General features: G+C 66.2%; 28 protein-coding genes and 1 pseudogene. 11 read left to right on the forward strand and 18 right to left on the reverse strand.

Features of this window, described 5'->3' with window-relative positions; all coding sequences use genetic code 11:
• Window positions 1-35: 35 nt before the first annotated feature.
• The 6 genes from deoC to QOC76_RS01485 all read right to left on the reverse strand — a co-directional run bounded on the left by deoC (window position 36) and on the right by QOC76_RS01485 (window position 3917).
• Window positions 36-731 (reverse strand): deoxyribose-phosphate aldolase, encoded by a 696-nt coding sequence (deoC, locus tag QOC76_RS01460; protein WP_526353413.1) that lies wholly within the window; start codon window positions 729-731, stop codon window positions 36-38.
• Window positions 731-1141 (reverse strand): DUF2599 domain-containing protein, encoded by a 411-nt coding sequence (locus QOC76_RS01465; protein WP_526353415.1) that lies wholly within the window; start codon window positions 1139-1141, stop codon window positions 731-733. The genes deoC and QOC76_RS01465 overlap by 1 nt, the downstream gene beginning before the upstream one ends.
• A 4-nt stretch (window positions 1142-1145) precedes the next feature.
• Window positions 1146-1430: a DUF2516 family protein gene (locus QOC76_RS01470; RefSeq protein ID WP_526353417.1), complete on the reverse strand. Its 285-nt coding sequence runs from the start codon at window positions 1428-1430 to the stop codon at window positions 1146-1148.
• 38 nt (window positions 1431-1468) lie between these two features.
• On the reverse strand, window positions 1469-2080 hold the full coding sequence (locus QOC76_RS01475) for a heparin-binding hemagglutinin (protein WP_526353419.1): 612 nt from the start codon (window positions 2078-2080) through the stop codon (window positions 1469-1471).
• Window positions 2081-2146: 66 nt separating this feature from the next.
• Window positions 2147-2563 (reverse strand): helix-turn-helix domain-containing protein, encoded by a 417-nt coding sequence (locus QOC76_RS01480; RefSeq protein ID WP_526353421.1) that lies wholly within the window; start codon window positions 2561-2563, stop codon window positions 2147-2149.
• A 91-nt stretch (window positions 2564-2654) separates the two neighbouring features.
• Window positions 2655-3917, reverse strand: a complete 1263-nt coding sequence (locus QOC76_RS01485; RefSeq protein ID WP_526353472.1) for a DUF445 domain-containing protein — start codon at window positions 3915-3917, stop codon at window positions 2655-2657.
• Between the two features lie 188 nt (window positions 3918-4105).
• Here QOC76_RS01485 and QOC76_RS01490 point away from each other — a divergent pair, with 188 nt between their 5' ends.
• Window positions 4106-4813 carry a TetR/AcrR family transcriptional regulator gene (locus tag QOC76_RS01490; RefSeq protein ID WP_526353423.1) on the forward strand — a complete coding sequence of 236 codons (708 nt, stop codon included), beginning with the start codon at window positions 4106-4108 and terminating at the stop codon, window positions 4811-4813.
• A complete protein-coding gene (locus tag QOC76_RS01495) occupies window positions 4810-5679 on the forward strand; it encodes a polyphosphate kinase 2 family protein (protein ID WP_526353425.1) in 870 nt (289 codons plus the stop codon). Before QOC76_RS01490 ends, QOC76_RS01495 begins: the two co-directional genes overlap by 4 nt.
• A gap of 12 nt (window positions 5680-5691) precedes the next feature.
• On the opposite strand, the gene QOC76_RS01500 is transcribed toward QOC76_RS01495, so the two are convergent.
• From QOC76_RS01500 to QOC76_RS01515, 4 genes are all read right to left on the reverse strand, one after another.
• Window positions 5692-6564 carry a cyclopropane mycolic acid synthase family methyltransferase gene (locus QOC76_RS01500; RefSeq protein WP_526353427.1) on the reverse strand — a complete coding sequence of 291 codons (873 nt, stop codon included), beginning with the start codon at window positions 6562-6564 and terminating at the stop codon, window positions 5692-5694.
• A gap of 154 nt (window positions 6565-6718) precedes the next feature.
• Window positions 6719-7573 carry a 3-hydroxyacyl-CoA dehydrogenase family protein gene (locus QOC76_RS01505; protein ID WP_526353429.1) on the reverse strand — a complete coding sequence of 285 codons (855 nt, stop codon included), beginning with the start codon at window positions 7571-7573 and terminating at the stop codon, window positions 6719-6721.
• 175 nt (window positions 7574-7748) lie between these two features.
• On the reverse strand, window positions 7749-9035 hold the full coding sequence (gene aceA, locus QOC76_RS01510; protein ID WP_526353431.1) for an isocitrate lyase: 1287 nt from the start codon (window positions 9033-9035) through the stop codon (window positions 7749-7751).
• A 268-nt stretch (window positions 9036-9303) separates the two neighbouring features.
• Window positions 9304-10119: an acyl-[acyl-carrier-protein] thioesterase gene (locus QOC76_RS01515; RefSeq protein WP_526353433.1), complete on the reverse strand. Its 816-nt coding sequence runs from the start codon at window positions 10117-10119 to the stop codon at window positions 9304-9306.
• Between the two features lie 105 nt (window positions 10120-10224).
• Between QOC76_RS01515 and ramB the strand changes: the two genes are divergently transcribed.
• Window positions 10225-11640, forward strand: a complete 1416-nt coding sequence (gene ramB / locus QOC76_RS01520) for an acetate metabolism transcriptional regulator RamB (RefSeq protein ID WP_526353435.1) — start codon at window positions 10225-10227, stop codon at window positions 11638-11640.
• On the forward strand, window positions 11637-12179 hold the full coding sequence (locus QOC76_RS01525; RefSeq protein WP_526353437.1) for a carboxymuconolactone decarboxylase family protein: 543 nt from the start codon (window positions 11637-11639) through the stop codon (window positions 12177-12179). Before ramB ends, QOC76_RS01525 begins: the two co-directional genes overlap by 4 nt.
• Before the next feature lie 126 nt (window positions 12180-12305).
• Here the strand turns inward: QOC76_RS01525 and QOC76_RS01530 are convergent, their stop codons facing one another.
• Genes QOC76_RS01530 through adh form a run of 6 tightly spaced genes read right to left on the reverse strand, consistent with a single transcriptional unit; the run spans window position 12306 to window position 16876 of the window.
• Window positions 12306-12575 (reverse strand): hypothetical protein, encoded by a 270-nt coding sequence (locus QOC76_RS01530; protein ID WP_526353439.1) that lies wholly within the window; start codon window positions 12573-12575, stop codon window positions 12306-12308.
• On the reverse strand, window positions 12572-13966 hold the full coding sequence (gene lpdA, locus QOC76_RS01535; protein WP_526353441.1) for a dihydrolipoyl dehydrogenase: 1395 nt from the start codon (window positions 13964-13966) through the stop codon (window positions 12572-12574). The genes QOC76_RS01530 and lpdA overlap by 4 nt, the downstream gene beginning before the upstream one ends.
• A 10-nt stretch (window positions 13967-13976) precedes the next feature.
• The gene (locus tag QOC76_RS01540; RefSeq protein ID WP_526353443.1) at window positions 13977-14522 is read right to left on the reverse strand and encodes a hypothetical protein; all 546 of its coding nucleotides are present in this window, start codon (window positions 14520-14522) and stop codon (window positions 13977-13979) included.
• Window positions 14515-14793: a putative holin gene (locus QOC76_RS01545; RefSeq protein ID WP_526353445.1), complete on the reverse strand. Its 279-nt coding sequence runs from the start codon at window positions 14791-14793 to the stop codon at window positions 14515-14517. The genes QOC76_RS01540 and QOC76_RS01545 overlap by 8 nt, the downstream gene beginning before the upstream one ends.
• 36 nt (window positions 14794-14829) lie before the next feature.
• Complete coding sequence (locus tag QOC76_RS01550) at window positions 14830-15321, reverse strand: DUF779 domain-containing protein (protein WP_526353447.1); 492 nt, start codon at window positions 15319-15321, stop codon at window positions 14830-14832.
• A 31-nt stretch (window positions 15322-15352) separates the two neighbouring features.
• A complete protein-coding gene (gene adh / locus QOC76_RS01555) occupies window positions 15353-16876 on the reverse strand; it encodes an aldehyde dehydrogenase (RefSeq protein WP_526353449.1) in 1524 nt (507 codons plus the stop codon).
• Between the two features lie 242 nt (window positions 16877-17118).
• Between adh and QOC76_RS01560 the strand changes: the two genes are divergently transcribed.
• From QOC76_RS01560 to QOC76_RS01590, 7 genes and pseudogenes are all read left to right on the forward strand, one after another.
• Entirely contained in the window at window positions 17119-18945 is a 1827-nt protein-coding gene (locus QOC76_RS01560) for a flavin-containing monooxygenase (RefSeq protein ID WP_526353451.1), read from the forward strand.
• A 21-nt stretch (window positions 18946-18966) separates the two neighbouring features.
• Window positions 18967-20973 (forward strand): annotated as a pseudogene (locus QOC76_RS01565) (prolyl oligopeptidase family serine peptidase); the annotation flags it as partial.
• Between the two features lie 58 nt (window positions 20974-21031).
• Window positions 21032-21337 (forward strand): DUF2563 family protein, encoded by a 306-nt coding sequence (locus tag QOC76_RS01570; RefSeq protein ID WP_526353453.1) that lies wholly within the window; start codon window positions 21032-21034, stop codon window positions 21335-21337.
• The gene (locus QOC76_RS01575; RefSeq protein WP_526353455.1) at window positions 21330-22862 is read left to right on the forward strand and encodes a putative alpha/beta hydrolase; all 1533 of its coding nucleotides are present in this window, start codon (window positions 21330-21332) and stop codon (window positions 22860-22862) included. Before QOC76_RS01570 ends, QOC76_RS01575 begins: the two co-directional genes overlap by 8 nt.
• Before the next feature lie 2 nt (window positions 22863-22864).
• On the forward strand, window positions 22865-23212 hold the full coding sequence (locus QOC76_RS01580) for a hypothetical protein (protein WP_526353458.1): 348 nt from the start codon (window positions 22865-22867) through the stop codon (window positions 23210-23212).
• Window positions 23213-23222: 10 nt separating this feature from the next.
• A complete protein-coding gene (locus tag QOC76_RS01585; RefSeq protein ID WP_526353460.1) occupies window positions 23223-23879 on the forward strand; it encodes an NAD(P)H-binding protein in 657 nt (218 codons plus the stop codon).
• A 16-nt stretch (window positions 23880-23895) separates the two neighbouring features.
• Complete coding sequence (locus QOC76_RS01590) at window positions 23896-24792, forward strand: crotonase/enoyl-CoA hydratase family protein (protein WP_526353462.1); 897 nt, start codon at window positions 23896-23898, stop codon at window positions 24790-24792.
• On the opposite strand, the gene QOC76_RS01595 is transcribed toward QOC76_RS01590, so the two are convergent.
• Together QOC76_RS01595 and QOC76_RS01600 are read right to left on the reverse strand one after the other, a co-directional pair.
• Window positions 24779-25759 carry a DUF2889 domain-containing protein gene (locus QOC76_RS01595; protein WP_526353464.1) on the reverse strand — a complete coding sequence of 327 codons (981 nt, stop codon included), beginning with the start codon at window positions 25757-25759 and terminating at the stop codon, window positions 24779-24781. The two genes, QOC76_RS01590 and QOC76_RS01595, sit on opposite strands and share 14 nt — an antisense overlap.
• A 9-nt stretch (window positions 25760-25768) precedes the next feature.
• Window positions 25769-26507: hypothetical protein (locus QOC76_RS01600; protein ID WP_526353466.1), on the reverse strand; the 739-nt coding region annotated here is incomplete at its 5' end.

Consider the following 26507-nt stretch of genomic DNA (forward strand, 5'->3'; position numbering starts at 1 on the left):
ATCTCGGCTGGCTATCTCGGCTATTTCGCGGCTGGCTATCTCGCGGCGAGCCCGTCGAGCCCGTCGAGCACAGCGCGGGTTCGGGAAAGCCCGAGCCGGGTCGCGCCCGCATTCAGCATCGCGACGGCGTCGTCGGCCGTGCGGATACCGCCGCTGGCCTTGACCCCGATTCGGGGACCGACGGTGCCGGCCATCAGTTCGACCGCGTGCACCGATGCCCCGCCACTGGGATGAAAGCCGGTGGAGGTCTTCACGAAATCGGCGCCCGCTTCGACCGCGGCCCGACACACCGACGCCAGCGTGTCGTCGTCTGCCAGGCTCAGCAGCGCCGCCGACTCCACGATCACCTTGAGCACGGCGTCGGGAACAGCGGCACGGACCGCGGCGACATCGGCTCGGACGCTGTCGAATTCACCCGATGCGGCGGCGCCCACGTCGACGACCATGTCGATCTCGTCGGCGCCGTCATTGACGGCCTGCGCCGCCTCGGCGGCCTTGATCGCCGAAAGATGTTTGCCCGACGGGAATCCCACCACCGAAGCGATGTGCAGACCGGCGGGTGCCGTCGATTTCGCGGTCGCGATCATCGAAGGCGACACGCACACCGCATACACCCCGAGATCGGCGGCCTGCGCCACCAACGCCGTCACATCCGCTTGTGTCGCTTCGGGCTTGAGCAGTGTGTGGTCGACGAGCGCGGCGACTTCGCCGGGGCTGCGCGTCTGCGGCACTAGAACGGTTCTTCTGTGCCGCCGGGGTTGCAGTGCGCCGCGCGCATCTCGTCGCTGGACACCTCCGGCCGCCACGGCTCGAGATTCCAACTGGTCTTGCCCGGGTACGCGAGCTCCGCGTACTGCCAGTGGCAGATGAATTGTTCACGCATGCCGGGGATATCGGCGTCCGGGGAAGACGTCAGCACTTCGGTCCACGCCTCGTCGGCCGCAGCGGCGGTGCCGCCCTCGGTGGACGCAATGCGGGCGGAGTCGGTCGGATAGACACGCAGGCTGGACAGGTCGCCCCACTTGGCCCATTCGGTGTGGGCGACGTACGGCGGACCCGGAACGGGATCGGCGGTGGCGGTGCCCGTGAGCGTGAGGGCAGCAGTCAGGGCCGCCGCGCAGGCGGCGAGGACACGGCGCACGCGGCTACCGCGACTTTCCCTGTATATCGAGGATTTTGGGCCGCACGTCGACCAGATAGATGCCTGACGCCACGGCGGCGATCGCCGCACCGAAGGGATCCCGGAACACCAGCAGCAGAAGCACGCTGCCGCCGATGATCAGAAGCCAAACCGGCTTGGTGAGCTTGCCTGCCGCGGTGTACGCGTCGGGGCGTTGCATGGCTGCGTGGACGAAGGCGTAGACGGCCACGGCGAATGCAACAACGACGAGGGCCAAAACAATGACGCCCGCTAGGTCGGCAAGGATCACCTCACCAGCCTAAGCGGGCGCCACCGTCGGCGTCGAATTTACTTCTGGGTGACCTTCTTGGCCGGGGCCTTCTTGGCCGGAACCTTCTTGGCCGGCGCCTTCTTGGCGGCACTCTTCACAGGAGCCGCGCCCTTCTGCGCCTTCTTGGGCAGCTCGACGCCAACCAGCTTGGCTGCGCGCTCGCCGACCGCGCGGGTCTGCGAAGCAACGTTGCCCAGCGCCTCCTGGGTCAGCTCGACCGCCTGGTCGGTGTAGCTTTCGACGCGGCCCGCGGCCTCTTCGAGGGCAGGCTGATTGCGCAGTCGCTCGAGGGCGATCTCGCCACGCTCGACCAGCTTGTTGTAGGTGGTCTGAGCCGCATCCGCGTAGCTCTCGGCGAACTTGCGCAGCTCGTCGGAGCTCAGCCGGTCACGCAGGTCACCGAACTGGCTGGGGAGATCCTCCTGCAGCCGGGTGATCCGGGCACGGCTGTCCTCGACGCGCGCCTCGGCGTCGCTGCGGGCCTCGCCTGCACGGTCGCGCAGGGTGGCGACGATCTCGTTGACCCGCTCGAGAGCCAGGTCGGCAGCGCCAACCGCGGCGAGCAGCGGAGCCTTGAGGTCGTCAACGGTGGGCTGGGCTTTCGTCGGGTTGGCAGTCTTCTTCGCCATGTCGATATTTCCTTTCACTGATTTCACTCGGTCAATCGGTCATCGTCAGACAGTGTTCGTCTCAGGTCAGTCAGTAGCCGGCTCCTCATCGGTCGGCCTGTCTTCGGAGACAAGAAGGGCTTCGTTCTGTTCACAGAACGAGGTGTAGATGTCGAGGAGCACCTGCTTCTGCCGCTCGGTGATCGCGACGTCGGTGATGATCGCGTCGCGGACCTCGTTGGTCTCGCTGGGTTCCAGGATTCCGGCCCTGATGTAGAGCACCTCGGCGGAGACTCGCAGTGCCTTGGCGATCTGGCTCAGCACATCGGCTGAGGGTTTCCGCAATCCCCGCTCGATCTGGCTCAGATAGGGATTGCTGACGCCGGCCTTCTCGGCCAGCTGCCGCACCGACACCTGAGCCGCCTCGCGCTGCGACCGGATGAAGCTCCCGATGTCCTGCGCAGCGTTGGAGACCACCTCGACGAGCTTCTCGTCCTGCGACATGGCGGTTACCCCCTTCGGTGCCGTGGATGCGGGCGCGACGAACCCACCGTACGACGGGGTGCTAACTTTTGCAAGCACTAGCTAGCGCAGGTCAGAAGAGTAGCTGGGCTATCGAATAGATGATCAGGCCGGCGAGCGCGCCCACCACGGTGCCGTTGATTCTGATGAATTGCAGGTCACGCCCGACATGGAGTTCGATGCGCCTGCTGGCCTCGTCGGCGTCCCACCGCTCGATGGTGTCGGTGATGATCGTTGTGATCTCCGCCCCATATTGGGAGACCAGGTGCTGAGCCGCCCGGATGATCCAGTTGTCCACCTTGTCGCGCAGCTCGCCGTCGTCCCGCAAAGATTCGCCGATGTGTACGACGGAGTCCGCGATGCGGGTGCGCAGGGCCGATGACGGGTCGTCGACCGACTCGAGGATCAGGCGCTTGAGGGTGTTCCAGGCCGTCTCCGCCGCGCGGGTGACCTCGTCGCGCGCCATCAACTGCTCCTTGACCTTCTCGGCCCGCGCGATCGTCGCCTCGTCGTGCTGCAGGTCGTCGGCGAACTCGAACAGGAAGCGGGTTGCCGACCGACGCAGCTCATGGTCGGGATTGCGGCGCACCTTGTCGGTGAAATCCATCAGCTCGCGGTGGATGCGGTCGCCGACGAGATGGTCCACCCAGCGCGGAGACCAGGTCGGGGAGTCGCGCTCGATGACCCGCTCGATGACCTCGCCCGCGTTCAGCGACCACTGGAAGGCGCGGTCGGCGAGCAGTTGGATGAGAGCTTCCTGGCGGTTCTCGGCCAGCAGCGTGCCCAGCACCCGGCCCACCGGCGGGCCCCACTGCGGTTCGGCGAGCCGCCTGACGATCATCCGGTCCAGCACCTGCTGAACGTCCTCGTCGCGCAACATCTCGACGCCGACCCGCAATACCGTCGACGCCTCGGCGGCCACCCGCTCTGCATGCGCCGGCTCCGAGAGCCACTTGCCCAGCCGGCCGGCAACCTCGGCGTCGCGCAGCTTTGTCTCGACGACTTCGGCCGACATGAAATTCTCCCGCACGAAGGCGCCGAGCCCCTCACCCAGCTGGTCTTTCTTGCGCTTGATGATCGCGGTGTGCGGGATCGGAATCCCCAACGGATGCTTGAACAGCGCGGTCACCGCGAACCAGTCGGCGAGTGCACCCACCATGCCGGCTTCCGAAGCAGCGGCAACGTAACCGGCCCAGGCGCCTGCGCCGTTGGCCTCGGCCCATTGGCAGAAGAGAAACAGAACGGACGCCCCGACGAGGAAACTCAGCGCGACGAGCTTCATCCGCCGCAGGCCACGACGACGTTCGGCGTCGGCGATGGTGTCGGCGCCTGCCAACGTCTCAGCGAAGCTGGCCCGCTCCGCAGGCGGCGCAGGAAGCGCCTGCGACGCGCGGGCCCCTGCGTCTGGTCTGTGTGCCACACCTACATCATCCGCTACATCGGCCAGTGTCAGCCGTGCCGACAGCCCAGGTGTGACCAGCCGCCGTATTATCAGGTGGATCAACGGAACGGACTAGCGCGATAGTGACACAGCAGACTCCGCCGGGGGCGGTGAAGACCGATGGACGCAAGCGGCGCTGGCACCAGCACAAGGTGGAGCGTCGCAATGAGCTGGTAGACGGCACTCTGGTCGCTATTCGGCGACGCGGCAGCAACGTCAGTATGGACGAGATCGCCGCAGAAATCGGTGTGTCGAAGACCGTTCTCTACCGCTACTTCGTCGACAAGAACGACCTGACCACCGCGGTGATGATGCGGTTCGCGCAGACCACCCTGATTCCGAACATGGCCGCGGCACTTTCGTCGAATCTTCAGGGCTACGACCTGACCCGAGAGGTCATCAAGGTCTACGTCGAGACCGTGGCCGCCGAACCGGAGCCGTACCGGTTCGTGATGGCGAACAACTCGGCGAGCAAGAACAAGGTGATCGCCAACAGCGAGGAGATCATCGCCCGCATGCTCGCGGTCATGCTGCGCAGGCAGATGAATGACGTCGGCATGAATACGGGCGGCGTCGAGCCATGGGCGTATCACACCGTCGGCGGCGTGCAGCTGGCCACGCACTCGTGGATGTCGCATCCGCGGATGAGTTCTAACGAGCTGATCGATTACCTGACGATGCTGTCCTGGAATGCGCTCTGCGGCATCGTCGAGGTGGGCGGCTCCCTGGAGAAGTTCAGGGAAATGGCACACCCGTCGCCGATCCTGCCGCCACAATTGCTCAAAGGATGAGCAGATCAGACGATCTACCCGAGCCGTGGACACGCGAACCGCACGACCACCTGGTGTTCCACGAGGGCGACAAGGTCGCCGACATCGACACCAGCGCGACGCCGGGTTTCAAGGGTAAGAAGTCCGACGCCGCCAAGGTGCAGCCCAAGCGCAACGAGCGATTCGCCGAACTGCAGGAAATGCTTTACGCCAACAGCAAGGGTGCCGGCGACAACAAGTCGCTGCTGCTGGTGATGCAGGGCATGGACACTGCGGGCAAGGGCGGTATCGTCAAACACGTTGTCGGAGCGGCTAATCCGCAGGGCGTGCGATACCACGCGTTTGGGGTGCCGACGGAGGAGGAACGCCGGCACGACTACCTGTGGCGGATCAGGCGTGCACTGCCACCGGCCGGCCACATCGGCGTTTTCGACCGCTCGCACTACGAGGACGTGCTGGTGGTGCGGGTCCACAACCTGGTGCCGCCCGAGGTGTGGGGGAAGCGCTACGAGGAGATCAACCGGTTCGAACAGAATCTCGTCGACGAAGGCACGACCCTGATCAAGGTCGCGATGTTCATCTCGCTGGAGGAGCAGAAGAAGCGGCTGTGCAAGCGACTCGATCGGCCCGACAAGTATTGGAAGTACAACCCGAAAGACGTCGATGAACGGATGCTCTGGCCGCAGTACGTGGAGGCCTACCAGGCCATGCTGGAGAAGACGTCGACAGACTACGCGCCGTGGCACGTCGTGCCGTGTGACCGCAAGTGGTACGGCAGGCTGGCGATCCTCGAGCTGTTGATAGAGGCGCTCGAAGGGCTCGGGTTATCCTGGCCGCCACCGGATTTCGACGTCGAGGCCGAGAAGAAGCGGCTCGCCGACGCCTGAGCGACCGCCTCGTCACTTGACGAGGGTGAATTGCCCGACATTGGTGATGCCGCGCCGGAAAAAGTCCGCACACCCGGTCAGGTATCGCATATAGCGGTCGTACACCTCGTCGGACGTGATCTCAATTGCCTGCGGCCGGTTGGCTTCCAGGCTCTCTGCCCACATGTCGAGCGTGCGCGCATAGTGGGGTCGGAGCAGATGGGCGCGCTCCAGCGTGAAACCCGAGTTCGCCGCGAGCTCCTCGATGTCCTCGACCGCCGGCAGCTGTCCGCCGGGGAAGATCTCGTTTCCGATGAAGCGCATGAACTTCAGATCGTTGATCGTCAGCTTGATCCCGTTGTCGCGGAAGTACGTCTGCGGATGAGCGAGGATCGTGTGCAGAAGCATTTTGCCGTCGGCGGGCAGGATGTCGAAGGCCCGCTTGAAGAACAGCGGATAGCGCTCGGCCTTGAACGCCTCGAACGCGCCGATGGTCACGATCCTGTCGACGGGCTCGTCGAACTCCTCCCAGCCCTGCAGCCTCACCTCGGCGTTGCGGCTAGGGGGCAGAGTCGCCATCAGCCTCTTGCTGTATTCATACTGGTTGCGGCTCAATGTGATTCCGATGACGTTGACGTTGTAAACATCGACCGCGCGGCGCAGCGCCCCGCCCCAGCCACACCCAACGTCGAGCAGCGTCATGCCGGGCTTCAGATCCAGCTTGCCCAACGCGAGGTCGAACTTGGCGAGCTGCGCGTCCTCGAGCGTCACGTCGTCGCGCTCGAAGTAAGCGCACGTGTATGCCATCGTCGGGTCGAGGAAAGTTTGGAAGAACTCGTCTGAGACGTCGTAGATGGACTGGGATTCCTCATAGTAGGGGTCCAGATCAACTACGGCATCAGACATCGACTACCCCGTCCCTGTTCCGACCGGCACGCCGGAACGAGGTTACGGGCAGGTGCTTCACGGCACATGCACGCAGGCGGCTCCGGGCTGAACCGTCACGTCATAATTACGAAGTAAATCTATACAACGACAGGCGCAACCCCAAGTCCGCAGCTCAGTACGCGTAGAAGCCTTTGCCGGACTTCTTGCCGAGTTGGCCGGCCTCCACCATCCTCAGAAGTAGCGGCGGCGGAGCGAAGTTCGGGTCTTTAAACTCCTCATACATCGAGTCCGCGATGAGCTTCATGGTGTCGAGGCCGATGAGATCGGAGAGCCGCAGCGGGCCCATCGGGTGCGACAGTCCGGCCACCACCGCCGTGTCGATGTCTTCGACGGTGGCGACGCCGGCCTCGGCCATCCGGATCGCCGACAACAGATACGGCACCAGCAGCGCGTTGACGATGAAGCCCGACCGATCGCCGCACCGCACCACCTTCTTGCCAAGCACACCACTCGCGAACTCCTCGGTGCGCGCCAAGGCCCCGTCGGAGGTGACCAGCGTGCTGATCAGCTCGACCAGCGGCAGCACCGGCACCGGATTGAAGAAGTGCAGACCGAGCACGCGGCCCGGATTCTTCGTCGCCGCAGCGATTTTCATGATGGGAATGCTGGAGGTGTTCGACGCGAGCACCGCATTGGGGTCGGTGATGAGCTCGTCGAGCTGGGCGAAGATCTTGCCCTTGACGGCCTCGTCCTCGACGACCGCCTCGATGACGAGCTGGCGGTCGGAGAGATCGGCGAGGCTGGTGGTGAACGTCAGCCTCGCCAACGCGGCATCGCGATCGCCCTCGCTGAGCTTGCCCTTGCTCGCCGCACGTTCGAGCGAGGCGGTGATGCGGTCGCGGCCCGCGGATACCAGCTCCTCGGTCGGCTCGAACACCATCACGTTCGCACCGGCCTTCGCCGACACCTCGGCAATGCCCGAACCCATCTGTCCCGCGCCGACGACGCCTACCCGGTCAATGCTCACTTGATCTCCTAACAGCCGCAGACCCCGCTCAAGAAACCCGAGCGGGGTCTGCGCTGTCAACTCCGTGCGAGTCAAGCCCGCGCGAGCGTGCATGCTTGTACGCATTTTCTCGCGTGTTGCTGTACAGACACGCACGCTCGCGGGGCGGGAGGTGCCCCCAGCTCGCGGTGACGGGTTAGTGGAACTGGCCCTCTTCGGTCGAGCCCGTCAGCGCCGTCGTCGACGAAGTCGGGTCCACCGTGGTGGCGATCCGGTCGAAGTAGCCCGCGCCGACCTCGCGCTGGTGCTTCGTGGCGGTGTATCCGCGCTCCTCGGCGGCGAACTCGCGCTCCTGCAGCTCGACGTAGGCGCTCATCTGGTTGCGGGCGTAGCCGTAGGCCAGATCGAACATCGAGTAGTTCAGGGCGTGGAAGCCGGCCAGCGTGATGAACTGGAACTTGAAGCCCATCGACGCCAGCTCCTTCTGGAACTTCGCGATCGTCGCGTCGTCGAGGTGCTTGCGCCAGTTGAACGACGGCGAGCAGTTGTAGGCCAGCATCTGGTCGGGGAACTCCGACTTGACGCCCTCGGCGAACTTCGCTGCCAGCTCGAGGTCGGGCGTGCCGGTCTCCATCCAGATCAGGTCCGAGTACGGCGCGTACGCCTTGGCGCGTGCGATGCACGGCTCGAGGCCGTTTTTGACCCGGTAGAAGCCTTCCTTGGTGCGCTCACCGGTGATGAATGGCTGATCGCGCTCGTCGACGTCGGAGGTGATCAGCGTGGCCGCCTCGGCGTCGGTCCGGGCGATCACGACCGTCGGCACGTCGGCGACGTCGGCGGCCAGGCGAGCCGAGGTCAGCGTCCGGATGTGCTGCTGGGTCGGGATGAGGACCTTGCCACCGAGGTGACCGCACTTCTTCTCCGACGCCAGCTGGTCCTCCCAGTGCGAGCCCGCGACGCCTGCGGCGATCATCGCCTTCTGCAGCTCGTAGACGTTGAGCGCGCCGCCGAAGCCGGCCTCGCCGTCGGCGACGATGGGAGCCAGCCAGTTCTCGACGGACGTGTCGCCCTCGACCTTGGCGATCTCGTCGGCGCGCAGCAGCGCGTTGTTGATGCGGCGAACGACCTGCGGCACCGAGTTGGCCGGGTAGAGGCTCTGGTCGGGGTAGGTGTGTCCGGAGAGGTTCGCGTCACCGGCGACCTGCCAGCCGGACAGGTAGATGGCCTTCAGGCCCGCGCGCACCTGCTGGACGGCCATGTTGCCGGTCAGCGCGCCGAGCGCGTTGACGAACTCCAGGTCGTGCAGCTGCTCCCACAGCACCTCGGCGCCGCGGCGGGCCAGCGTGGACTCCTCGACGACCGAGCCCTGCAGCGCCACCACGTCCTGCGGGGTGTAGCTGCGCTCGATGCCCTTCCACCGAGGGTTGGTGTCCCAGTCGTGCTGGATCTGTTCGGGTGATTTCGGCGTGCCAACGGTAGACATCCGGCTACTCCTTCTGTGTTCCTCTGATAGCTGCGGCGTCGGCAGGCTTCCCTGTTTGTTAACGCCCAAACAACTTGGCTGTTGCGCTAATTCGATAATGCACCGAGGCATACGCGCAGGTCCAGCCATACCGGTTGCCAATTTTCGCTAACAGCACCGCAAGCTTGCAAAGTTTGCGAAGGACCGTGTCAGCTTGACCGGTTCAGTAGTTACCGACCAGTAGCCAATTTCTGCAGGTCAGTACGCCCGTACTGTTAAACGATCGGGATCAGAGCGAGAAGACGGATGCGACGGCTTTCGTCTCGTCGCCGACCGCGTATGTGAGCGTTGTAACAGTGCGGTCCGTCAGTTCGGCGCCGAACTGCTCGGTTGAACCCGCCGGGTGCGTATGCCTGATGATCTCCAGCTTGTCGCCGAGTGCGATCGGAGCGTCATGCTCGATCGTTACCCTCAGCGGCGCCTTCAGCATCTCCGGAGTGCTGGCCAGATAGTCCTCGACCACACTCCAGTACACCGAGTTGTTCATGTGATCGAAGATGTCGATATCGCTGACGCGGACCGGATACTCGCGGATCTCCGACGCGTCCTCACGACCGCCGCCCTTCAGATACGCCTTCCATCTCAATCGGTCGACATCGGTGGTGCGCCGCAGGCCCTCGAGGAAGTCGTCGGCGATGCGCGCGGGCCCCTGCGTCTCGCGGTTGATGTTGATCCAGAACGCCTCGGACTCGATGAGCCCACCTCTGCGTCCGTCGACGCGAACCCTCATCTCACACCATCGGTTGGAGGTCCCCGAACACCAGCGCCGCAGCCGCAACATGTCCTTGAACTCGATGGGCTCGATCATGTCGACCATCGTGCGGCGCACGATCCACAGCGGGTGCGTCTCCTCGAAACCCATTTCCCGGAGTTGATCCGAGCCGATGTCCTGGATGTGGCGGGTGGCGGCGTCGAACTTCAGCCTGCCCGTGCGGTCGACGTCGGCGACGCGTAACGGCCATTCGATGTCGAAGACGTCCGGATGCGGATCTGGCACAGGCATCATCACCTTCGCCAAGCCGGTGCTACCTGCAATTCCCGCCATGATCGGTTCTCCCCTGCTACTTCAAATAGCTCCTGAGATACTGCCACAGCAGCGGCCGTGCCAATATTGCGAAGGCCGCCTTCACATGCCGCTATGCTTACTGACGTGGCGAAAACGTTCGTCGGCTCACGGGTGCGGCAACTCCGCAGTGAGCGTGGTTTCAGCCAGGCGGCACTGGCGCAGATGCTGGAGATCTCGCCGAGCTACCTCAACCAGATCGAACACGACGTCCGGCCACTCACGGTCGCGGTGCTGCTGCGGATCACCGAGGTGTTCGGCGTCGACGCGACGTTCTTCGCCTCCCAGGACGACACCCGGCTGGTCGCCGAGCTTCGCGAGGTCACGATGGACCACGACCTCGACATCGACGTCGACCCGGCGGAGATCGCCGACATCGTCAACGCCCATCCCACGCTGGCCCGCGCGATCGTCAACCTCCATCGGCGCTACCAGCTCACCACCACACAGCTTGCCGCGGCCACCGAGGACCGCTTCTCCGACGGCAGCGGCAGCGGGTCCATCACGATGCCGCACGAGGAAGTGCGCGACTACTTCTACCAGCGGCAGAACTATCTGCACGAGCTCGACACCGCCGCCGAGGATCTAACCATCGACCTGCGGATGCACCGCGGTGACCTGGCCCGCGATCTCTCCGACCGGCTCAAGGCGGTGCACGGAGTGCACATCGTGCGGCGCACCGACCTCGGCGACACCGTGCTGCACCGCTACGACCCCGCGACGCGCAGGCTCGAGATCGGCAACCACCTGTCGTCGGGCCAGCAGGTGTTCAAAATGGCGGCCGAACTGGCCTACCTGGAATTCGGCGCCCTGATCGACAAGCTCGTCGACGAGGGCAAGTTCACCAGCGAGGAGTCGACCACACTGGCCCGGCTCGGTCTCGCCAACTACTTCGCCGCGGCGACGGTCCTGCCGTACGGCCAGTTCCACGAGGTCGCGGAGAGGTTCCGCTACGACGTCGAGCGGCTCTCGGCGTTCTACTCGGCCAGCTACGAGACGATCGCGCACCGGTTGTCGACGCTGCAGCGGCCGTCGATGCGTGGCGTGCCGTTCTCGTTCGTCCGCGTCGACAAGGCAGGCAACATGTCAAAGAGGCAGTCCGCCACCGGATTTCACTTCTCGTCCAGCGGCGGCACGTGCCCTCTATGGAACGTCTACGAGACGTTCGCCAACCCGGGGAAGATCCTGGTGCAGATTGCGCAGATGCCAGACGGCCGCAGCTATATGTGGGTGGCGCGCACGGTCGAGCGCCGCGCGTCGCGATATGGTCAGCCGGGCAAGACGTTTGCGATCGGGCTCGGCTGCGAACTTCGGCACGCACACCGGCTCGTCTACTCGGAGGGACTGGACTTGGCGGGCGACATCGCCACCCCGATCGGGGCGGGCTGCCGGGTGTGCGAGCGGGACAACTGCCCGCAACGGGCTTTCCCCGCACTGGGTCGCGCACTCGACATCGACGAGCACCGCAGCACGGTGTCGCCCTACCTGGTGAAGCAATCGTGAGCGCGCCTGCGCGCATCGAGCCGGGCGGCTTTCGCGAACTCGGCCCGATCGGCTGGGTGTACTGCAAGCTGGCCGCGCGACGACAGCACATTGCTGAAATGCATCTGTTCACGATCATGGGACGGCACAGGCTGCTGCTGTGGCCGTGGCTGCTGTTGGGCGGATATCTGCTGTTCCTCGGGAAGCTGCCGCGCGACGACGCCGAACTGGTCATCTTGCGTGTCGGACACCTGCGCAACTCCGAATACGAGCTGCAGCAGCATCGCCGATTGGCGCGCAGCCGCGGTGTCGGGCCGCAATTGCAGGCCAGGATCTTCGAGGGGCCAGACGCCGAAGGTCTGACCGACCGGCAGCGCGCACTGATCACCGCCACCGACGAGTTCATCGTGACTCGTGGCGTATCGCCGGAGACCTGGGCGATGTTGTCGACTCACCTCAACAGGGCGCAGCTCATCGAATTCTGCACGTTGGCCGGACAATACGACGCAACGGCCGCCACGATAGCCACGCTGCAGATTCCGCTGGACTATCCCGACTGAACCCGCGAGGGGATGCCGGCTTCCCCGCGCCTGCCAGGTCGCTGACCTCGATTTTGCACTCACGGTCGTGCCGCGACCGTATTCACAGCCCTCAGTGCAATTTCTGCGACATTCCCTGCGCGTTCGCTACAGGTACGTGACTCCGAGGACGACCAGCGAAAGCAGCACGGGAGAAATCGGCAGCGCGGCCAAAAACGCCGCCCGCACTTCCTTCTTCTGCTGGTAGGCCCGCCAGGCCAGCAGCCCGGCGACGACGCCCACGACGAACGACGCCGCCGCGACGACCAGCACCCAGCTGCTGACCGTGCGGGTCGCGATGGCCGCGGAGATACCGGCCAGCCACAGCATGTGACCGACAATCAATCCGCCGATACCGGCGACCCAGATCGCTCTCAAAAGTTGATCATGTGGCCGACGAGCCCGTGGAAGCACTCCTGCAGCGCTTCGGACATCGTCGGGTGGGTGTGGACATTGCGGGCCAGCTCGGTGGAGGTCAGGTCCCACTTCTGCGCCAGCGTCAGCTCCGGTAGCAGCTCCGACACGTCGTGGCCGATCAGATGTCCGCCGATCAGCTCTCCGTACTTGGCGTCGGCGATCAGCTTGACGAACCCGCTCGGGTCACCGACGCCGTGCGCCTTGGCGTTCGCGGTGAACGGGAACTTGGCGACCTTGACGTCGTAGCCCTCGTCGCGGGCCTGCTCCTCGGTGAGCCCGAAGCTGGCCACCTGCGGCTGGCAGAACGTCGCGCGCGGCAGCATCCGGTAGTCGCCGAGCGGCAATGTGTCTGCGCCGCCGATGGTTTCGGCCGCGACCACCCCTTGGGCCTCGGCGACGTGCGCTAGCTGCAGCAGCCCGGTGACGTCGCCGATCGCATAGATGTGCGGCACGTTGGTGCGCATGTAGTCGTCGATGCCGATGGCCTTGCGTTCGGTGATCGCCACGCCGGCCTTGTCCAGCCCGTAGCCTTCGAGGTTGGGCGCGAACCCGATCGCCTGCAGCACCTTCTCGGTCTTGACCTCCTCGGACTTGCCCTCCTTGCTCACGGTGACTGTGACCTGGCCGCCGTCATCTTTGATCGACTCGACCTTGGTGCCGGTGAGCATCTTGACGCCCAGCTTCTTGAACTGCTTCTCGATCTCTTTGGACACCTCGGCGTCCTCGTTGGGCAGCGCCCGGGGCAGGAACTCGACGATGGTGACGTCGACGCCGTAGTTCTTCATCACGTACCCGAACTCCATGCCGATCGCGCCCGCGCCTGCGATGACGATCGAGGACGGCAGCTCGCGCGTCATGATCAGCTTCTCGTAGGTGACGACGTTGTCCGACAGCGAGGTGCCGGGCACCAGCTTGGTGCTGCTTCCCGTGGCGATGATGATGTTGTCGAACGTCACGGTCTCGGTGTCGCCCTCGTTGAGGTCGACTTCAAGGGTGTGGTCGTCTTTGAACTTGCCGTAGCCGTTGATCTCGGTGATCTTGTTCTTCTTCATCAGGAAATGCACACCGGCGACGCGACCCTCGGCGACCTTGCGACTGCGGTCGAAGGCGACGCCGTAGTCGAACGTCGCCTCCCCGCTGATGCCGAACTGTTTGGCTTCCTTGGTGAAGATGTGGGCGAGTTCGGCGTTGCGCAGCAACGCCTTCGACGGAATGCAGCCGACGTTGAGGCACACCCCACCCCAGTACTTGGGTTCGACGACTGCGGTCGTCAATCCCAACTGGGCGGCGCGGATCGCTGCGACGTACCCGCCGGGGCCTGCTCCGAGAACAACGACGTCATAGTGGCTCACCCCGCCAACATTAGTAGGGGATGACGCCCACCAGACATCGGCTTGCGTGTTCGCAGAAGTAGACCCCGTACAGCACGGCCGCCGCGGCCGTCGACGCGAACGGGGCCGACATCAGCGCGATCGCCAATCCGGATATCCACGGCTTGCCACCGGCCGTCGCCGCGATCAGCGCCGCGACGGTGCACATCACCAGGTAGACCAGCACAATGAAGACGGAGGGCGTCTTGTTGATCGAGTGGAACCACCAGTAGAACAGGCCGAGTCCGACGGCCGCTGCCACGATCCACACGGCGGCCACCACGAGCACGAACGTCCAGCGCTTGAGGTGGCTGTCCGCGTCCGGTGTGGCGGGCTGCTCCGCCGGCGCCGGAAGGGGCTCGAACGGCGCCTCGTCAGCGACGGCGGGGTGTTCGCCGGTGAACGTCGGCGTGAAGGGCGCCGTCGGCTCGCCGGCCGGCGGACCGGAGTCACCGTTCGTCTCGGGGTGCACACGAGGGGGATGCCACCCCAGCGGTGCACGGTGGCGGTGGGTGCCCCGGTATGTCTGCTCAGGCACCGTGCACCACCTGGATTGCGGCCAGCGCGCCGAACCAGCCCGGCGCGATGGCGAGGATGAACGCGCCGAGCGCCGTCATCCACCATCGATGCGACACCAGGATCATCACCAGTCCGAACGCGCTCGGCACGCCGACGACGAGTGCGATCACGGCATCGGGCCGGACTGAGGCGCTCACCAACTTCATCGCGGCGATTCCGCCGATCAGCCCGACCGCCGTCCCGACCAGCATCGCGCTGGCCAACAACCATGCCCGCGGTACGGGGATCATGTTTTCGACGATAACGCCGCCCGCAGTCGAAACGGCTCAACGGCGCGGCGTGCCAGGTATCGGACACGCATCAATTGCCGCCGCGACCACGTGTGTGCCGCCTGCGGCGGGCCGCACGCCACGCTCGTAGTCGGCACCCGTCACCGGAGCGCTGTCGGCCAGCGACCGGTTCTCGTGGTCGGTGAAGGCCCGGCCTCGCGACAGGAAGCGCAAGCCCTCCGGGGCCTCCAGGCTGAACCCGCCGCCGCGGCCCGGCACCACGTCGATGACCAGCTGGGTGTGTTTCCACGTCTCGAACTGCGGGCCCGAGATCCACACCGGCACGCCTGCCTCCCCGACGTCGAGGACTGACAGCAGGATGTCGCGGTCGCCGACGATGAAGTCCCCGTCGGGATAGCACATCGGCGACGACCCGTCGCAGCAGCCGCCGGACTGGTGGAACATCAGCGCTCCGTACTTGCCCTGAAGCTTCTCCAACAGGTCGGCGGCCGCGCGGGTGACCAGTGCCCGAGACGGCGCGTCTGGCATCAGTACCGTCGCCTCCTCGCGCTAGCGCTCATCAGAAAAATCCCTGGGCCTTATTGCTGTAGGAGACCAACAGGTTCTTCGTCTGCTGGTAGTGGTCGAGCATCATCTTGTGGTTCTCACGGCCGATGCCGGACTGCTTGTAACCGCCGAACGCGGCATGCGCCGGGTAGGCGTGATAGCAGTTCGTCCACACCCGGCCCGCCTTGATATCGCGGCCCGCGCGGTAGGCGACGTTGCCGTCGCGGCTCCACACGCCCGCGCCCAGGCCGTAGAGGGTGTCGTTGGCGAGGGAGATGGCGTCGTCGTAGTCGGAGAACGACGTCACCGCCACCACCGGGCCGAAGATCTCCTCCTGGAAGATCCGCATCTTGTTGTTGCCCTCGAAGATGGTGGGCTGAACGTAGTAGCCGCCGTTGAGGTCGCCGCCGAGCTGCGCGCGCTCGCCTCCCGTGACGACGCGCGCGCCCTCGTCTTTGCCGACCTCGATGTAGGACAACACCTTTTCCAGCTGGTCGTTGGAGGCCTGCGAGCCGATCATGGTCTCGGTGTCCAGCGGGTCGCCCTGGCGGACGGCCTTGGTGCGGATCGCCGCGAGTTCGAGGAACTCGTCATAGATGTCGGACTGGATCAGGCTGCGCGACGGGCAGGTGCACACCTCGCCCTGGTTGAGGGCGAACATCGTGAATCCCTCCAGCGCTTTGTCCTGGAAGTCGTCACCGGCGGCCATCACATCGGAGAAGAAGATGTTCGGGCTCTTACCTCCGAGCTCCAACGTGACCGGGATCAGGTTCTGCGACGCGTACTGCATGATCAGCCGGCCGGTCGTGGTCTCGCCGGTGAACGCGATCTTGGCGATCCGGTTGCTCGACGCCAGGGGCTTACCCGCCTCGAACCCGAACCCGTTGACCACGTTGCACACTCCCGCGGGCAGCAGATCACCGATCAACGACATCAGGTACAGAATCGACGCGGGTGTCTGTTCGGCGGGCTTGAGCACCACGGCATTTCCGGCCGCCAGGGCGGGCGCCAGTTTCCAGGTGGCCATCAGGATCGGGAAATTCCACGGGATGATCTGGCCGACCACACCCAGCGGCTCGTGGAAGTGGTAGGCGACGGTGTCGTCGTCGATCTGGCTCAGCGAACCCTCCTGCGCGCGGATGGCGCCCGCGAAGTACCGGAAGTGGTCCACTGCCAACGGGAGATCGGCGGCCAGAGTCTCGCGGATCGGCTTGCCGTTGTCCCACGCCTCGGCCAGCGCCAGCGATTCGAGGTTCTCCTCCATGCGGTCGGCGATCTTGTTCAGAATGACGGCCCGCTCCCCCGCCGCCGTCTTGCCCCATGCGGTGGCCGCGCCGTGCGCGGCGTCGAGGGCCTTGTCGATGTCGGCCTCGGTTGACCTCGGGATCTCGCAGAACGCCTGACCGGTCACCGGTGTGGGGTTCTCGAAATACTCGCCACCCGACGGCGCCACCCACTCGCCGCCGATGAAGTTCCCGTAGCGGGATTCGTAGGCCATCAGAGCGTCGGCGGACCCCGGACGGGAGAATACGGTCATGACTGACTCCTTCGAGAGTTGTTGACAATCACTACTTTTGGTGTGGCGTGCGGATGAAACGCGGACGCGCATCCTCGCCGACCGCCACTACGGGCTCAGACAATGGCTGACCGTGCATAGTGCCGATTGTGCTCTCCATCACACCTTCCCGCCAGCCGCCCCCGGCGGTGGACGAGACCGCCATACGCGCCGACCCGCTGCAACCCTTGTGGCCCGGCGCGATCGGGTGTGTGGTGGATCGCATGACGCAGACGCTGGACCCCGCCACCGCCCTGGATCCGCAGGAGCGGGTGGCCACCTGGCTCGCCGACTTCGAGGCCTCATTGGCGGTGCGCGACATCGACCGCGCGGTCGCCAAGTTCGCCACCGACAGCTTCTGGCGCGATCTGGTCGCGTTCACGTGGAACATCACGACCGTCGAGGGACCTGACCAGGTCGCCGCCATGCTCGGCGAGCGCCTCGCCGGCACCGCCCCGTCGAACTTCCGCACTCGCGACGAGGCGATCGAAGACGCGGGCGTGGTCTCCGCCTTCATCGAGTTCGAGACCGCCGTCGGCCGCGGCGTCGGCCACCTGCGGCTGAAGTCCGGCCCTGCGGGCGATCAGGCGTGGACGCTGCTGACGGCTCTGCAGGAATTGAAGGGGCACGAGGAGCGCATGGGCCCGTCGCGTGTGCTGGGTGCGGTGCACGGCAGCGATCACGACACCCGGTCGTGGGCGGAGAAGCGGGCGGACGAGGAAGCCGCCCTCGGCTTTGCGGCCCAGCCGTACACCTTGGTCGTCGGCGGCGGACAGGGCGGTATTGCACTCGGTGCGCGCCTGCGCCAACTGGGGGTGCCCAGCATCGTCGTCGACCGCCACGAGCGGCCGGGTGACCAGTGGCGGAAGCGCTACAAGTCGCTGTGCCTGCACGACCCGGTCTGGTACGACCACCTGCCCTATCTGCCGTTCCCGGCGAACTGGCCCGTGTTCGCGCCCAAGGACAAGATCGGCGACTGGCTGGAGTTCTACACCCGGGTGATGGAGGTGCCGTACTGGTCGAAGACGACGTGTCTGTCGGCGTCCTTCGACGAGCACGCCAAGCGGTGGACGGTCGAGGTGGACCGCGACGGCGAACGCGTCACGCTGCACCCGACGCATCTCGTGCTCGCGACGGGCATGTCCGGCAAGCCGAGCATCCCCACGCTGGCCGGCCAGGACGTGTTCCGCGGCGACCAGCACCACTCCAGTGCGCATCCCGGGCCCGATGCCTATGTCGGCAAGAAGGCGGTCGTCGTCGGCTCCAACAACTCGGCGCACGACATCTGTAAAGCGTTGTACGAAAGCGGTGTCGACGTGACGATGGTGCAGCGCAGCTCGACGCACATCGTGAAGTCGGACTCGCTGATGGAACTCGGGCTCGGCGACCTGTACTCGGAGCGGGCGGTGGCCGGGGGCATGACGACCGAGAAGGCCGACCTGACGTTCGCCTCGCTGCCGTACCGGATCCTGCACGAGTTCCAGATCCCGGTCTACAACGCGATCCGCGAGCGGGACAAGGAGTTCTACGAGCGATTGGCCGCCGCCGGCTTCGAACTCGACTGGGGCGAGGACGAATCCGGGCTGTTCATGAAGTACCTGCGCCGCGGGTCGGGCTACTACATCGACGTCGGCGCATCCGATCTGGTCGCCGACGGCGCGATCAAACTGGCGCACGGTCAGGTCGACCATCTGACCGAGGATTCGGTCGTGCTCGCCGACGGCACCGCACTGCAGGCGGACGTGGTGGTCTACGCGACCGGCTTCGGGTCGATGAACGGCTGGGCGGCCGACCTCATCGGTCAGGGCGTCGCCGACAAGGTGGGCAAGGTGTGGGGGCTGGGCTCGGACACCGCCAAGGACCCCGGGCCGTGGGAGGGCGAGCAGCGCAACATGTGGAAGCCGACCCAGCAGCGCAACCTTTGGTTCCACGGCGGCAACCTGCATCAGTCGCGGCACTACTCGCTCTATCTGGCGCTGCAACTCAAGGCGCGCCACGAGGGCATCCCAACCCCGGTGTACGGCCTGCAGGAGGTCCATCACCTCAGTTGACGACCCAGCCGCCACAATGACGGGATGACAGGCACGGATCCATACCTCTGGCTCGAGGACATCACCGGCGACGACGCGCTGGACTGGGTCCGCAGACACAACGAGCCCACGCTCGCCCAGTTGGGTGGCGAACGGTTCGAGCAGATGTGCACCGAGGCCCTCGAGGTGCTCGACACCGATGCGCGAATCCCCTACGTCCGCCGCCGCGGCGACTGGCTGTACAACTTCTGGCGCGACGCGGCAAACCCCCGCGGCCTGTGGCGCCGCACCACACTGGACGACTATCGCACCGACACACCCGACTGGGAGGTGGTGATCGACCTCGACGCGCTGGCCGCCGAGGAGGACGAGAACTGGGTATGGGCGGGCGCCAAGGTCATCGAGCCCGATCATTCCCTGGCGCTGATCACGTTGTCGCGGGGCGGCTCGGATGCCGCCGTGGTGCGTGAGTTCGACATGCGCACACGCGAATTCGTCGTCGACGGCTTCCAGGTGCCCGAGGCGAAAACCCAGATCAGCTGGGAGGACGAGAATTCCGTGCTGATCGGCACGAACTTCGGCGAGGGCTCACTCACCGACTCCGGGTACCCACGGCTGGTCAAACGTTGGCGACGCGGCACACCGCTCGACGACGCCGAAACCCTGTTCAGCGGGGCACGCACCGACGTGCTCGTCGCGGCGTCGAGGGACCGCACACCCGGCTTCGAACGGACGCTGCTGAGCCGCGCCGTCGACTTCTTCAACGACGAGGTCCACGAGCTGCGCGACGGCGAGTTCATCCGCATCGAGACGCCCACAGACGCCACCGTGTCGGCGCATCGCGACTGGCTGCTGATTGAGCTGCGCACCGACTGGCACACCGGAGCCGGTTCCTACCGTGCGGGTTCGCTGATCGCGGCCGACTACGACGAATTCCTTTCCGGCACAGCCGAACTGTATGTCGTATTCGAGCCCGACGAGCACACCAGCCTGCATCATTACGCATGGACGAGGGACAAGCTGGTGATCGTCACGCTCGCCGATGTCGCCAGCAGGGTGCAGACGGTGACGCCAGGGACGTGGACCACCGAGCCGGTACCGGGCATCCCGGACAACACCAACGCCGTCATCGTCGACACCGATGACCTCGGCGACGAGATCTTCCTGGATTGCAGCGGATTCACCACCCCCTCGCGGCTTCTGCACGGACCCGTCGAGGGCCCGCTCGAGCAGATCAAGTCCGCACCGGCGTTCTTCGATGCCGACGACATCACCGTCACACAGCATTTCGCGACGTCGAAGGACGGCACCGCGATTCCCTACTTCGTTGTCGCGCCGACCGACAGCGCCGGGCCCGGACCGACACTGCTCGGCGGCTACGGCGGTTTCGAGGTTTCGCGGACGCCCGGCTACGACGGGGTGCTGGGTCGGCTGTGGCTGGCCCGCGGCGGCACCTACGTGCTGGCCAACATCCGCGGCGGCGGCGAGTACGGGCCCGGCTGGCACACCCAGGCGATGCGGGAGGGCCGCCACCTGGTGGCGGAGGATTTCGCCTCGGTCGCACAGGATCTGGTGCGGCGCGGGATCACCACGGTCAGCAAGCTCGGCGCGCAGGGCGGCAGCAACGGCGGACTGCTGATGGGCATCATGCTGACCCAGTACCCGGAGTCGTTCGGGGCGCTGGTGTGCAGTGTCCCGCTGCTGGATATGCGGCGGTTTCACCTGCTGCTGGCCGGCGCGTCCTGGGTGGCGGAATACGGCGACCCAGACGATCCCGACGACTGGGAGTTCATCGCCGAGTACTCGCCCTATCAGAACATCTCGGCACAGCGCGGCTATCCGCCACTGCTGATGACCACGTCGACCCGCGACGATCGCGTCCATCCCGGGCACGCGCGCAAGATGACCGCGGCGCTGGAGGCGGCCGGGCACCACGTGCACTACTACGAGAACATCGAGGGCGGCCACGCCGGCGCGGCGGACAACGCGCAGACGGCATTTCGGTCCGCGCTGATCTTCGAGTTCCTGCACCGCACGCTGAAGGATTGATGCCAGGGCCGGTTCGGCATCGCCGCTAAACTGACAACTTGGGCCTTGGAGGTTGGCGATGTGGGTTGAGCCGGAGCTGCTGAGCTCGGGTGGCGACGTGGCGCGCAGCGCAGGCGAGCGTGTCCTCGGCGGTGCGGCGGCGCTGGCCGAGGCACCGATCGGGTCGAGCATCTTCGGTGACTTCGACGCGGCACGGTCGTTTCATCAGCGCTTGAGCGCGCACCGCAGCAGCCGCGTCGACGCCATGCGGGACAACCATCGGACGCTGACCGATGTCGGGCAGAAGGTGCAGATCGCGTCGGGCCGGTTCAGCGAAACCGAGCGTCGGAACTCCGAAGACGTGTCGCGCATCGCCGATGCCTGACTACCCTGCGCTGGTCTATTTGAGTGTTCCGGAATTGATCGGCGCGGCCGGGGGCGACCCCTGGCAGATCGATGACACGATCCAGGCGGGCGCACCGGGTGAGATCAGCGCGCTCGCCACCTCGTTCCGCACCGCCGGTCTGTGCATCACCGAGACGGACGAGGAGTTCTACCAGGCCAAGAAGCGCTTCGACGAGGCGTGGGACCGCGACGATCCCGCGCATCCCGTCAACGATTCCGAAGAGGTCAGGCGCGCGACGCAGTGGCTGCACCTCAGCCAACGGCAGATGGCCAAGGTCGCGGCGGATCTGCAGGACATCGCCGCGACCCTCGCCGAGGCGCAGCGCAGCGGCCACGTCTCGATCGGCAACCTCAACGGCAGGCTCGTCCAGCTCGACAACACGATCGCAGCCGAGATCGCCCAAGCGCAGGCCGACGGCGTCAACCTGGACTGGTCGGAGCTCAAGACGGCCGCGATCGACGCCACCAAGAATTCTCTCGGCGAGATGACAGCCGTCCGCGACACCTACGGCACCAAGCTGGATTCGGCCGAGCTGGAAATGGCGGCCGACGGCTATGACACAGATGCGGTCAAGGGCGCCGAGGGCGACGGCCGGCTCTCCGAACAGGACCAGGCGCGCGCCGACGCCGCGAAGTACGACGAAACCCAACGGGCCGAGGATGAGGCGTTGGTCAACAGCGGCGGACCGATGACCCCGGAGAAGGCGGCCGCCGCCGCGAGGCTGCGCGATTTCGCCACGGTCAACGACGCCGACGCAAACCCCTACGACGTGCAGTACGCCGGCGAGCGTCTGCACGACCACAACATGGCCGATTTCATGGGGCCGCTGCCGGTCGATCCGATCCTCGGCACCACGGCTGCCCAGCAGGCCAGGTCGCGCCTCGAGTTCCAGCAGAAGCTGGAAGCGGGCCTGCTCGGATCGCCGCCGATGTCGCCGAACGCGGCGACGGCGTTGCTGGACAGTTGCGACACGCAGGCCCGTGCGATGGTGCTGAGCCGCGCAGAGCAGCAGCTGCGCAGCATGGGCTTCTCCGACGACGGGATCAAGAAGATGCTGACCGGCCTTGGGTCGTTGAGCGACAGCATCGGCACCGGCACCGAGCGGTACGGCGATGCTGCAGAGGAGTCCGGTAAGCGCGCGCTCGGCCAATTCGGACACCTGTCGCCTGCCGACGCCGAGGTCTTCACGAAATGGGGCGGACGCCTCGGCACGATAGGCAATATCGCTCAACTGGTCAGCGCGGGAATCGATTTCATCGACGGCGGGGACTCCAAGTACCAGGACCTCGGATCGGCACTCGGCGGCCTCGGCGGCGGCTGGATGGGCGGGATGGCCGCAGGCGCAACGGTCGGTTCGGTCGGCGGGCCCTTCACCGCGGCGGCCGCGGCAGTGATCGGCGGCGTGCTCGGCGGCCTCGCAGGATCGGAGGTCGGCGGTGCCGTCGGAAGCAACTTCGACCCGAAGCTGCCCCTCGGTGCCGGCGGTGGCGGCGCGAGCTGGTGACGATGGATCACTCAATCGCGCAGGTCGTCTTCTACGCGGGCCTGGCGGCGGTCGTCCTTGGCGCGCTGGCGGGCATGCGCCCGTTGTGGCGATCGAGTGTGTTGTCGCCCGCATCCATACAGCGGCGGGCCTACTGGACCGGTTCGGCCGTTGGAGCGGTCCTCGTGTTCATCGGCCAATTGCCGGATTGGCGTTCGGGTCTGGCGATCGCTTCAGCGGTGGCCTTCGTCATGACGGGAACCGCTTGGCGGTTCACCTCTCACCTCAAGATCGGCGACACTGTCTACGCGGCGAGCCGCCACAACCGAAGGCCGGACCCCCCGCCGGCGCTGCCGGCCGACGGCGAGTAAGACTTATGGCATGCATGTCGTCATCGCCGGTGGCCACGGCAAGATCGCGTTGATACTCGAACGGCTGCTGTCTGCGCGGGGCGACTCGGTCGCCGGGTTCATCCGCAATTCGGCACAGGTCGGCGACCTCGAAGCGGCGGGTGCGACCGCGTTGGTCGTGGATCTGGAGAAGGCCTCGGTCGACGAGGTCGCCGGACACCTGCGCGGCGCCGACGCCGTTGTCTTCGCCGCCGGGGCCGGCCCGGGCAGCGGTGCGGCACGCAAGGAGACCGTCGACCGCGACGCCGCCATCCTGCTGGCCGATGCCGCTGAGGCCGCGGGCGTCGAGCGGTACGTGATGATCTCGGCGATGGGCGCCGACCCGCAGGCCACCGCCGACGACGAGGTGTTTCAGGCGTATCTGCGCGCGAAAGGCGTTGCCGACCAGAACATCCGGGCCCGCTCCGCGTTGAAGTGGACCATCGTGCGGCCGGGCGGGCTCACTGATGACGCGCCGACCGGACTGGTGAAGATCGCCGATTCCACCGGTCCTGGAAGTATTCCCCGCGCGGACGTCGCGGCTGTCCTCGTCGCGGTGCTCGACGAGCCGCGCACCGCAGGCCAGAGCTTCGACGTCATCTCGGGAGAGACCCCGATCGCCGAAGCCGTGGCCGCGCTCGTGCGCTGACGGCGATACTGCAGGCATGTCCCAGTTCGAAACGCTGCTGTACAGGGCGGAGTCGCCCGTCGCGACCATCACGCTGAACCGACCAGACGAGCTGAACACGATTGTTCCGCCGATGCCCGACGAGGTGGAGGCGGCGGTGACCCTCGCCGAGCGCGATCCGGCGGTCAAGGTGATCGTGCTGCGCGGCGCAGGCCGAGCGTTCAGCGGCGGCTACGACTTCGGCGGGGGCTTCGAGTACTGGGGCGAGTCGATGAACACCGACGGAAAGTGGGATCCCGGAAAGGATTTCGCCTTCACGACCGCCCGCGCCACCGGCCCGACCCAGAAACTGATGGCGATCTGGCGGGCGTCCAAACCCGTGATCGCGCAGGTGCACGGTTGGTGTGTCGGTGGCGCAAGCGATTTCGCGCTGTCCGCCGATATCGTGATCGCCAGCGACGACGCCGTCATCGGCACGCCGTACTCCAGGATGTGGGGCGCCTACTTGAGCGGGATGTGGCTGTACCGGATGGGCTTCGCGAAGGCGAAGTGGCATTCGCTGACCGGGGAGCCGTTGACGGGCCGCGAAGCCGCTGACGTCGAGCTGATCAACGAATCGGTCCCGTTCGACCGACTGGAGGCGCGCGTCGCCGAAGTGGCCGCGATGCTGTGCCGAATCCCGTTGTCCCAGTTGCAGGCTCAGAAGCTGATCGTCAACCAGGCGTACGAGAACATGGGACTGGCGTCGACTCAGACGCTTGGCGCGATCCTCGACGGGCTGATGCGCAACACCCCGGACGCACAGCAGTTCATCGAGACCGCCGCCACCGAAGGGGTCCGCGCCGCGATCGAGCACCGCGACGGCCCGTGGGGCGACTACAGCCAGGCGCCGCCGGAGCGGCGGCCCGACCCGTCGCACGTCATCGAGCCCTAGCGCCGGCCCGCAGATCGAGCAGCGCACCGAGGTCGGCGATCGCGCGCAAGGTGTCGTTGAGATGCGTGCAGGTGCTGGTGCCAACGAACTCGCCGCGGACCCGATTCCTCAACTCCGACAGCATCATTCCTTTAACTCGGACAGCGCTGCCGATGGCTGCTGGACATTCTTGCCACGGCAGCACCCGCACCGTGGCCGCCACCGACGTGATCGTTCTCGTCGCCGCGTCGACCGTGCCCTCGACGGTGTACTCGTGCACGATCGTCTCGACACCGTCGCCGTCGACGTGGGAGTCGCGGAAGTGTGCATCGAAACCACCGTCCGGGGCGAGGTCCAGTCTCCGGAACCGCCGCATGCCATGCGGGCGCAGCGGTTCGACCGGGTGCATGCCGTCCGCAGGAAACGGCGGCGCCACGGGACCGTGCACCGACGGGATGGTGCCGTTGCGCTTGGCGTAGGGAACGAGCGAAGCGTCGGACGCGAAGCCCGCGCAGATGCCCGCCATGTGATCGGCGGTGCCGGGCGCCAGCTTCTCCTCGATGCCGAGATTGATCGCCGCGTGTTGGACGGCATAGCCGGACACCAACGCCGCGCCCACCCAGTCGTCGAGCAGAAGATGCAGCAGGCCGGCCCGCCGGACCTCGTCGGGAAACAGCCTGGCGACCGTCGAGCGGAACCCGGGTCCCACGCGGACTCCCGTCAGCTGCGCCAGCCGTCCGTCGGGCGGGTCGGAGACGATCTCGTCGATGACCCGCCCGGCCAGGTGTGCGCGCACAGCGACCTGCCCGAGCACGTCCACCGCATCGGCTCCGGCGACCGCGTCGCGGGCCCGCAGGTCGACCGCGGAGTTGCCGGCCTGCGCCGGGTGGGTGTCGATGGTGCTCGTCCGCCGCAGTGCACCGGTCACGGGCGGCGGCCACGTCCGGACCGGCCGCTGTGGCCCCTTGATGTCCGTGACGAATGGCATGGCGAGACTCTAATCGCTGCGGCGCAACCCGCCGAGCATCGAGGCGAAAATGCCGGACACCACCAGTACACCGCCCGCGGCCAGCGTCAGGTTCAGCCAGTGGTGCAGGCTGCCCTCGGCCGTGTTGACCATGACCTCTGCCACCTGACGGATGTCACCGGTCGTGCGGTTCAGCCCATCGTCGATGTAGCGCCTGCCCACCTCCAGTCCGGCCCACCCCGCCGCACCGACCAGAAGAGCCGAAACACCCAGCGCGGCAAGCGCTTTGCCCCGGGATCGCGCTGTCGCCACTGTCAGCAGGGCGAACACCCCGGCGAGTACGCAGGCACCGATGCTCACCCACGGACCCCACGTCGACAACGCCTTCAACTGGCCGGGCCGCAGTGAGGAGTTTTCGGGCACCGTGATCGGCACCATGAGCGTGTCCGGCACGTCGAGATTGAGGGTGCCGAGTGTCTGGCGAAGCGAATCGTCGGAGAGCATCGGTGCGATATCGACGAGCCAGCGGTCGCCGCCGCCCTGGTCGCGGGCAACCGAGTCGGTGAACATCCACCGGTGGGCGATGCGGTTGGCCTGGGCGAACTGTCCGGGAAATCCCGAGTTGGCGGTGTAGGCGCCGGTCACGCCGCGAACAAGCTCGGCGTTGTTGAGCGCGTACCCGTTGTCGGCGGCCAGCTCGGTGATCTGCGTCGTCAGCTCCGAGGCCATCGCCTGCTGCAGTAGGGGATTCTGGGCGGCCGTCGCCGCC

The organism is Mycobacterium sp., assembly GCF_032159565.1.
Lineage (GTDB): Bacteria > Actinomycetota > Actinomycetes > Mycobacteriales > Mycobacteriaceae > Mycobacterium.

Excerpts from the sequence above, each read along its gene's own strand:
- QOC76_RS01580 (WP_526353458.1), top strand. The coding sequence starts at position 22,865 with ATGGATCACTCAATCGCGCAGGTCGTCTTCTACGCGGGCCTGGCGGCG.
- QOC76_RS01585 (WP_526353460.1), top strand. The coding sequence starts at position 23,223 with ATGCATGTCGTCATCGCCGGTGGCCACGGCAAGATCGCGTTGATACTC.
- QOC76_RS01560 (WP_526353451.1), top strand. The coding sequence starts at position 17,119 with ATGACGCAGACGCTGGACCCCGCCACCGCCCTGGATCCGCAGGAGCGG.
- adh (WP_526353449.1), bottom strand. The coding sequence starts at position 16,876 with ATGACCGTATTCTCCCGTCCGGGGTCCGCCGACGCTCTGATGGCCTAC.
- QOC76_RS01590 (WP_526353462.1), top strand. The coding sequence starts at position 23,896 with ATGTCCCAGTTCGAAACGCTGCTGTACAGGGCGGAGTCGCCCGTCGCG.
- QOC76_RS01545 (WP_526353445.1), bottom strand. The coding sequence starts at position 14,793 with ATGATCCCCGTACCGCGGGCATGGTTGTTGGCCAGCGCGATGCTGGTC.
- QOC76_RS01480 (WP_526353421.1), bottom strand. The coding sequence starts at position 2,563 with ATGTCGCAGGACGAGAAGCTCGTCGAGGTGGTCTCCAACGCTGCGCAG.
- QOC76_RS01515 (WP_526353433.1), bottom strand. The coding sequence starts at position 10,119 with ATGGCGGGAATTGCAGGTAGCACCGGCTTGGCGAAGGTGATGATGCCT.
- QOC76_RS01475 (WP_526353419.1), bottom strand. The coding sequence starts at position 2,080 with ATGGCGAAGAAGACTGCCAACCCGACGAAAGCCCAGCCCACCGTTGAC.
- QOC76_RS01495 (WP_526353425.1), top strand. The coding sequence starts at position 4,810 with ATGAGCAGATCAGACGATCTACCCGAGCCGTGGACACGCGAACCGCAC.
- QOC76_RS01500 (WP_526353427.1), bottom strand. The coding sequence starts at position 6,564 with ATGTCTGATGCCGTAGTTGATCTGGACCCCTACTATGAGGAATCCCAG.
- QOC76_RS01550 (WP_526353447.1), bottom strand. The coding sequence starts at position 15,321 with ATGCCAGACGCGCCGTCTCGGGCACTGGTCACCCGCGCGGCCGCCGAC.
- QOC76_RS01570 (WP_526353453.1), top strand. The coding sequence starts at position 21,032 with ATGTGGGTTGAGCCGGAGCTGCTGAGCTCGGGTGGCGACGTGGCGCGC.
- QOC76_RS01575 (WP_526353455.1), top strand. The coding sequence starts at position 21,330 with ATGCCTGACTACCCTGCGCTGGTCTATTTGAGTGTTCCGGAATTGATC.
- QOC76_RS01595 (WP_526353464.1), bottom strand. The coding sequence starts at position 25,759 with ATGCCATTCGTCACGGACATCAAGGGGCCACAGCGGCCGGTCCGGACG.
- aceA (WP_526353431.1), bottom strand. The coding sequence starts at position 9,035 with ATGTCTACCGTTGGCACGCCGAAATCACCCGAACAGATCCAGCACGAC.